Origin of the sequence: uncultured Veillonella sp. (assembly GCF_963551295.1) — a bacterium.
GTDB lineage: Bacteria > Bacillota > Negativicutes > Veillonellales > Veillonellaceae > Veillonella.
Genome location: NZ_CAUVFT010000029.1, coordinates 19,894 through 28,444, shown reverse-complemented (window position 1 = coordinate 28,444; position 8,551 = coordinate 19,894). Strand labels below are relative to the sequence as shown.

7 protein-coding genes and 3 tRNA genes are annotated in these 8,551 nt (G+C 40.1%); all 10 read right to left on the bottom strand.

From position 1 onward, the window contains the following. Positions 1-357: 357 nt before the first annotated feature. Positions 358-433 (bottom strand) — tRNA-Lys (locus RYO55_RS08035). 4 nt (positions 434-437) lie between these two features. Next, positions 438-512 (bottom strand) — tRNA-Gln (locus RYO55_RS08030). A 24-nt stretch (positions 513-536) separates the two neighbouring features. Continuing rightward, positions 537-612, bottom strand: a tRNA-His gene (locus RYO55_RS08025). 218 nt (positions 613-830) lie between these two features. Continuing rightward, positions 831-1,670 carry a polyamine aminopropyltransferase gene (gene speE / locus RYO55_RS08020; protein WP_314984972.1) on the bottom strand — a complete coding sequence of 280 codons (840 nt, stop codon included), beginning with the start codon at positions 1,668-1,670 and terminating at the stop codon, positions 831-833. 82 nt (positions 1,671-1,752) lie between these two features. Further along, complete coding sequence (locus RYO55_RS08015; RefSeq protein WP_314984971.1) at positions 1,753-2,382, bottom strand: hypothetical protein; 630 nt, start codon at positions 2,380-2,382, stop codon at positions 1,753-1,755. Between the two features lie 4 nt (positions 2,383-2,386). Continuing rightward, positions 2,387-2,821, bottom strand: coding sequence for a peptidylprolyl isomerase (locus RYO55_RS08010; RefSeq protein WP_314984969.1), 435 nt, complete (start codon positions 2,819-2,821; stop codon positions 2,387-2,389). Beyond that, positions 2,818-3,525, bottom strand: a complete 708-nt coding sequence (locus RYO55_RS08005; RefSeq protein WP_314984967.1) for a tRNA threonylcarbamoyladenosine dehydratase — start codon at positions 3,523-3,525, stop codon at positions 2,818-2,820. The genes RYO55_RS08010 and RYO55_RS08005 overlap by 4 nt, the downstream gene beginning before the upstream one ends. Next, the gene (locus RYO55_RS08000) at positions 3,525-3,899 is read right to left on the bottom strand and encodes a VOC family protein (protein WP_314984965.1); all 375 of its coding nucleotides are present in this window, start codon (positions 3,897-3,899) and stop codon (positions 3,525-3,527) included. Before RYO55_RS08000 ends, RYO55_RS08005 begins: the two co-directional genes overlap by 1 nt. A 92-nt stretch (positions 3,900-3,991) precedes the next feature. Beyond that, complete coding sequence (locus RYO55_RS07995; protein WP_314984963.1) at positions 3,992-7,075, bottom strand: SMC family ATPase; 3,084 nt, start codon at positions 7,073-7,075, stop codon at positions 3,992-3,994. Then, positions 7,076-8,437 carry an exonuclease SbcCD subunit D gene (locus tag RYO55_RS07990; RefSeq protein WP_314984962.1) on the bottom strand — a complete coding sequence of 454 codons (1,362 nt, stop codon included), beginning with the start codon at positions 8,435-8,437 and terminating at the stop codon, positions 7,076-7,078. It abuts the gene before it with no gap. Positions 8,438-8,551: the final 114 nt, after the last annotated feature.

The following is an 8,551-nucleotide window of genomic DNA, read 5'->3' as shown; positions in this document are numbered from 1 at the left end:
CCAGGATCAAACTCTCCAAGATATCTTGAAGCTATTTGAATAGCTCATTTGTTTTTGTTGTCGCTACATTGAAGTAGCTTTGAATTATGGTTGGTTTTGACTATGTCAAAACCCGCACTCTGGCATATGTTCAATCATTTTGATTGATTACCTATCATTGTTCAGTTTTCAAAGATCTGTTACGTTAGTTCTACGCCTAACGACTTGTATAGTATATCAATCTAACCTTAAATCGTCAACCTCTTTTCCAAAGATTTTTCAACCGATTTTCGATTAAATTTTATACTCACAATCATAACCAAAATCTCTAAAAATAGAGATAGAAAACTCACAAACCGAAGTTTGTGAGTTTTAATTTGGTGACTCACCCGCGACTCGAACGCGGGACACCCTGATTAAAAGTCAGGTGCTCTGCCAACTGAGCTAGTGAGTCATGTTGGCAGGGGTGGCTGGGATCGAACCAGCGCATAACGGAGTCAAAGTCCGTTGCCTTACCACTTGGCGACACCCCTACAGTGATTACGATGTGTAGGTTATGGGGTGAGTAGTGGGGATCGAACCCACGCGTAACGGAGCCACAATCCGCCGTGTTAACCGCTTCACCATACCCACCACCTTGTAGGTATCGAAGACATTGTCTTCGTAACAAAGAGAATTATATCTTTTCTAGAGATTTGTGTCAACACCTTTTTCTCAATTTCATTAATTTTTACAAACGAAACTTTTAATTGTGTCATCTCTAATATAAGCCCTTTAATCCTCATATAAATAAGGAAGCACTATCGGAAACTTTCGTTTCACAAACAGCGCTTCCCCATTATACATATTATTTACTTACTTGGCAAATAATTTTTTACAAAATTTGGCAATGCAAAAGCAGCTTTTTGAATGCCTGCATTATAGTACTTTGTTTCAAAGTTTTGTTCTCGGTTTGGAATCCATGTTAGAGGATCAAATGTTTTAGACCCCAAGGTAAAACAATGCATCCCTGCAGGATAGATTGGAATGAAAGCTGTATATAAGCGCGCAATTGGAAAATGGCTATTAACATAACCAAATACTTTTTCCACTAATGGTTGGTGTAACATCGGAGATTCTGTTTGTTGTACAAACAAGCCATCAGCTTTCAAAGCTTTTAATGTATTCTTATAAAATTCTTCTGTAAACAAGCCTTCACCAGGACCGATTGGATCGGAACAGTCTACTATAATTACATCATAATAATCTTCTGCTTCTGCCATGAAACCAATACCATCGACAATTTTTACAGTTAATTTTGGATGGTTTTCAATCATAGCTTTAGCAATAGTTGGTAAATATTGTTTTGCCAACTCTACTACCTTGCCATCAATTTCAACCATTGTTACTTCTTTTACACAGTCGTGACGTACACATTCTCTAGCTACGCCACCATCACCGCCACCGATGATCAGTACTCGTTCAGGATTTGGATGTAAGAATAATGGAACATGACTCATCATTTCATGGTAGATGAACTCTTCACGTTCAGATGTTTGGAATACACCATCTAATGCGAGCATTGTACCATACTCTTTAGATTTAAATACTTCAATTTTTTGGAACTCAGATTCACCTGAATATAATACTTCTTCCGCTTCAGCGCTGAGACGTAAATGAGGAGTTTGTTCCTCTGTAATCCATTGGCTCATGTAGTACCTCCTACTTTTATACTACAATACGCACCGCAGGTTATTGCGATGCGTATGTATATTACTTTAATTGCTCTATTACTTAACCTTTACGGCTAATATAACAGAAACCGCCACCTAAAATGGTATCTTTCATCCAATTCGCTAACGAAAAATCACGGATTTCACCTTCATCAAAGATGCCACAGCGAATATCATCGCCATCCCTGAAAATCTTGTGAATTGGAACCCAATGCCATGTATAGAGAGCCCTTTCTTTCCCTTTATGACGATTCAAAAATGCTACAGGCACATCTTGTGCCAAGGCATCATAAATAAATTGAGCTGCAGCCTCTACCTCTACACGAGAAGCACAGAAAGGAGACACATTTAACATATGTACATCATATGACAAGCCTTCATCTTCTAATAAACGAACCAGGCCTCGTTCCATCCATTGCGTTTTATAAACACCACCACCAAAGCGTGGCTTTACATATTTCCAAACTAAGTTCATCCGTTCTAAAGCAAGCGTTTGATCGGATGTGGTTTCTAAATCTAATAAGCCATCCCTAAATAGCGAATAGCTCAAAACTTGTGATGCCGATGTAGGGCCACAACCAGACAAGCGTTGCCACTCATCTGTGAACCACTCTTGGTCATACCCATATGATGTCTTTCCGTCTACATCAATATATAGCCATTCCGGATGTTTAATAGATACATCATTCATGAGATCAACCTTCGATTACTTCAACAGTTTCCATAATAGCACCTTGATGGATACCATCAACTACGTCCATACCTTCGATTACTTTTCCAAATACTGTATGTACACCATCCAAATGAGGTTGTGGTTCGTATACGATAAAGAATTGGCTACCACCAGTATTAGGACCACGGTGAGCCATAGACAATGCACCACGTTCGTGTTTGTGTGGGTTACCAATTAATTCATCTTTAATTGTGTAGCCAGGACCACCTGTACCATTGCCATTAGGGCAACCACCTTGAGCTACGAAACCAGGAATTACACGGTGGAAGCGAAGACCATTGTAGAAACCTTTATTGATCAGATCAATGAAGTTTTGTACTGTGCCAGGAGCTTCTTTATCAAATAATTCAATTATAATATCGCCGCCGTCAGCCATATGGATTTTTGCTTTTTTCATTGTTCAGGTACCTCCAAAATTGTACGCAATACATGTGCTGCTAATATAAAACCTGCCACTGGGGGCACAAAACTACATGTTCCAGGACTTGTCGCTTCGCCGCGGAATTGTGGTTTTGTCGGTTTTTCTGTAGAAAATAAAACTAATTGTTTTTTAATGCCCCGTTTTTTGAGTTCCCGACGCATAACGCGTGCCAAAGGACATGTATGAGACTTATTGATATCAGCAATCATAAGTTTTTCTGGGTAAAAGCGATTACCGCCGCCCATACAAGAAATAACAGGGATGCTTTCACGTTGACAAACCTCAATGATAGTAAGTTTCGCCGTTACCATATCAATGGCATCGATAACATAATCAACGTTCAAGCTTTGAATAAATCCAGGATAGTTTTCCTCGGTATACATAATATCATAAGTTTCTATCACTACATCAGGATTAATAGCTAACGCTCGCGCCTTTGCCACCTCTACCTTACGTGCCCCAATCGTGTCATGAGTCGTAATCATTTGACGGTTCAAATTGCTAGGCGCTATGGAATCTCCATCGATAATGACGATGCGACCTACACCAGCTCGCACTAACGCCTCAAGGGCACCACCACCTACGCCACCGACACCAAAGAGTGCAATAGACGTGTCCTTTAATGTTTGGATTTTATTGGGACCAACTAACCACTCCAAACGGGTTAACATATATTCCATTAATATTTACCTGCCGGAATGATTTCTGTCCAATATCCATCTGGATCCGCTATGAAATAAATGCCCATATCAGCGTTCTCATAAGCAACAACGCCCATCTCTTTATGTTTCTTAAGAGCTGCTTCATAGTCATCTACGTAAAACGCTAAATGGAATTCATTGTCGCCTAAATTATAAGGACGATCCCAATCGCGCAACCATGTAAGTTCTAATTCATGTGCTGTATAAGGACTTTTTAAATACACGAGAGTGAAAGCACCGCTTGGGTCTTCCAAACGACGAGACTCCTCAAGCAATAATGCTTCTTTATAGAAGGTTAGACTTTTATCAAGATCTTTAACATTTATATTATTATGAGCAAACGAAAACTTCATAGAACCCCCTTCGTAAATACAGGATGTTTTTGTAGGAATTATCCTCTTTTAATAGTAACACATTTGGCAAATCTATATCTAGTTAATGATATCTAGTTAATAACAAATTTTGCCGTACTACCATCGTCACCGCGAATAACTTCTAAATGAGCAGGTATGCGCGATTTTAACTCAGGCACATGGGAAATCATACCGATAAGGCGCCCAGAAGATTGCAATTGTACCAATGTTTCCATAGCTAGTTCCAATGTATCTGGGTCAAGCGTGCCAAAGCCTTCATCGATGAACATCGTATCCATATGGATACCACCAGCATAGCTTTGAATAACATCCGCTAATCCCAAGGCAAGCGCCATAGATGCCAAGAATGTTTCGCCACCCGACAAGGTATTTGCCGGTCTAGATTGCCCCGTGAAAGCATCCATAACTGCCAAATCAAGGCCTTGCTTGCCACGACCACCACCTGTATAGTCAGATCTTTCCAAGGAATATCTGTTGCGACTCATCTTCTGAAGTCGTAAATTTGCTGCATATACGACCTCATCTAAGATAGCCCCCAATACATAACGCTCAAAGGTAACATTTTTAAAGCCTTGCTCCCCACCATTAGCGAGATCATTTAATCGGCTTAAGAACTTCACCTTTTCACGAGCCTCGCCCATAGCAGCTTCAAGTGCTTCTAATGAGATGAGCGTAGTTTCGATATGCTTTGTTTCTTTATCCCATGCCGCTAGATTGCCTACTAGCGTATCTCGATGCTCTACTGCTGTAGCATAGATTTCATCAGAAACAGTATCACTTGGCTTAACCACAGTTTCTGAGGCCTTTAACGCCGCATCATATACAGCTCGTGCTTTATTAAAGGCTTCATCCAAAGCATGCAGCTGTGTTCTATAGTTCTCTATCTCTTTAATATCACGTAAAGCCTCTACAAAATCATCTTCTGTTAAAGAAATAGTTTGTAATGACTGTGTATAGTTCTTATACATCAAATTGAGATTTTTTGTTTCCTCTTTTACTTGAGAGGACAAGGTTTCTAAGCGTCCGCGTTTGGCATTCAACTGTTCTCGAGCAGCATCTAAATTAGTTTTACCAACTTTCACCTGCTCATCGTAGGCCGTAATATCACTATCCAATGACTCTAGCTGTTTTTGCCACGCAGCTATATCCGTGGTTGGTAACGTTTTAGATAGAGCATCAATGTTAGCTTGTACTGAGCTAATACGAATCTCTAGGTCGTGTAGATTTTTAAGTAATCCATTATGGGCAAGCTCTAAAGTTGCTAACTTATCTCTAGCTACTTTTAACTTATGCTCCTTGTCAGCTATAGTTTTACTTAACAATTCAGACTTACCACGTAAAGCTGTAAGTTGCTCCATTTTATCCAACAAATCCTGCTGAACAGATGCAAATTTTTTCTCAGAAAAACCATCCATAGATAACTTTAGCGTAGAAACTTGTGCATCTACTTGCTTAGTTAACTCATCAAGACGAATAACTAAGGTTTTCTGTTGTCCCACTTCGCTAGCTTGCTTTTGTAGTGCTACGTCACGGGCTGTACGAGCCTCTTCAATTTCATCCTTAGTCGGATAAATCTCTGGCTTCGCCGCTAACTGTGGATGTTCTGTAGAGCCACAGACCGGACAAGGTTCATTATCTACAAGTAAATGAACTAGCTCAAAGGCGCGCCCTTCTTGCATTAGATGCTCTAATCGTTCAAGATGTACCTTTGCAACCTGCACTGTTTCATCTAGAGACGCTAGCCTTTGACCTTTATCATCGATTTCTTTTTGTACCTTACTAATTTCTTCTAGTAATTCAGAATATCTATGCAAATCATTTAGTTGCTCTTGAATAATAGGAGTATCTTCTAAGAGTTTGTTATTATCTTGTAACTGTTTACGCAAAGCTTCTAAATCAGCTTCTAACGTTTTTACAAGCTCCCGTTGTTTTACTAATGCATCTTCGCTTTTTTTACTATCTAATTCTTCTAAACTACTATGCAGTGTAGAGAATTTCTTTTTCAATACATCTAACTCGTCAAACTTCTCCGCTTGTTGTTGAAATTGAGCTAAGGTAGTTCTCTTAGCTTGTATACTTTCAGCTTGACCTTCTAAGCCACTGTAAACCTTTAAACATTTAGCCTCATGTTGAGTTGCCAGTTTCACACGTTCTTCCGCATCTGAAAGAGCCTGTTCTAAAGTTTTTAATACAGCCTGTTTCTCAATATATTGTTTATATAATTCATGCGTTGGTGTCAAAGAGTTAAGGAACTGAACCTTTTCACTTAGGTTTACGCGCTCAGTTTCCCTGGTTTTCACCAAGTCAAGTTTCGAAGTAGCCTCAGCAAGAGATTGTTGAGCCTGATTATATAAAGACCATTGATTTCGAAGCACATTAAACTGTTCTACCACAGTTACTGCCCCATCTCGATCTATAGCAAGAGCTTCTCGATGTCGTCCCCGATTTGCTAATAACTCACGCACATGCTCAATGGTTAACATTGGAGTTGCTCCATCATGAGGAATGGACTGTATGAAGGCAGTTTGCTTTGTTAGATTTTCTTCAACACCTGCCTTTGCTTCATCATAGGCGATCTTGAGTGCTTCTTGTAATTTTCGATATAGTTCCGTTCTAAAGAGTGTATGTAGTAATTCCTCACGTTCACTCGTAGAGGCAACCAGCAACTTTCGGAATTCCCCTTGAGGCAATAGCACAACTTGTAAGAACTGATCCTTGCGAAAGCCTATAATTTGCTGAATGGTATCGCGAATGGCGGCGGCCGAAGTGGCAATAACCTTCCACTCACCATCTTTCATTTCATATACAGTAGCACTAGCATTCTGCTCCCGCATCCCTGTACCACGTTTCTTTGCTACCATCTGTTTCGGTAATCGTTCAACACGATATTGTGCATCGCCAATAGCAAAAGAGAAATCAACACGAGTCATCCGATGAGGTTCTGCAAAGTCACTGCGAATAGCATCTGTTTTACGTACTTCCCCACTCGGCTCACCATACAAGGCATACACCATGGCATCTAAGATTGATGTTTTCCCTGCCCCTGTAGGGCCAGCGATGAGAAACATGGAATGGTCTTGGAGCTCGTTAAAGTCCAATGTGACCGAATCACGATACGGACCAAAGGCTTCCATAGTTAATGATATAGGCTTCATTTAGTCCTCCTTAAGAATTCGGTCCCATACAGAGTTGATATATTGCTGTTCTTGCTCTGTTAAAGGTTCCTTCCACACAGTTTCTGCAAATTGATTAAATAATTGACGCTCATTTAATTCTTTAAAAACCGCATCGCCCATCTCTGCTATTGGTCCTGCCACGCGACCAACTAGATTAATGGTCATACAACGATGATAAACCTGGCGCAATTTAGCCATTCCATCCATAATCGGCATCGTATCAAGTAAACGAGCTTGCACATAGTCATCCCTATGTTTAGCCTGTAATGCTTTATCATTTAACAAGTCTTCAAAATAACCTTCCAAAATGACTACATCTCGCTTCGCCTCTACAGGAATCGTGCTAATATCTACGCTCCCCTTTGTATCCATATCAATAATGGTGAAAGATTTCTTCTGTGCATGTTCATCAAAGGAATATTTTAATGGAGAGCCACTATAACGAATATGATCAGCACCCATTCGTTGAGGTCCATGTAAATGCCCCAAGGCAGTATAGTGAAAGTCTTTAAAGACTTGAGGATTTACCTGTTCACTGCCACCTACAGACAAGGTACGCTCTGAGCCCCCTACTTCACCACCCATAACAAAAGCATGGCTAATGGCGATCCTACGCATTCCCTTGGGTACTTGTTTATACAAGTAATCGCTCCAAGCCTGATACATTTGGTCATAATTATGCAAATTCAAAGCGCTTTCGCAATTTTGTTCATAACACTGTGTTACTATGTCAGCAATTTCAGTATCGATGGATTCTCCATTAGTAGCCTCTACATCAGCAAATAAAGAGCCTTCTATAATATCTTGAGATGACTTCTTTGATTTAAACCGTTTTGACTTTGCTTTAGTCTTAGTTTCTACACTCTCCAGATTTTGAACAGTTGCTAAAACAGTATTGGCAGAACTTAAACCCAAAGCCTCCCCTATACGCCGAGGTTCACTAAAAGGCATAGGACAAATTGCCACCATGCCATCTGACCCTTCAAATTCAAAAGGTTTTAATGCGTGATGAGGAGAGCCCCAAATGTGGATACCAGATTGTCCCAACATAGAGCGCCCCACTTCAAGACGTTCCGCTCCATCGTGATTACCGCTCACCACAAAGAGAGGCACCTTGTAGTCCATAGCGAGACGAGTAATTATGGAGTCCCACAGTTCGATAGCTTCAATGGGTGGCACCGCTCTATCAAAAATATCCCCTGCGAGCAATATGCCATCGATATTTTCATCTTTCAAAATATTAAAGAACTGATGTTCCAATACATGAGCTTGGTCTTCTGTTAAGTACTGGCCATAAAAAATACGCCCTAAATGCCAATCGGCAGTATGTAAAAAACGCATTTCGTCCCCCTTTCCAGTTCTCCCTACACCTTACACAATGTATCTATTTAAATGCAAAAACAAATGCTTAGTCCCATAACTTTATGGAAGTTTAATAACGTTATATAGTTTAAA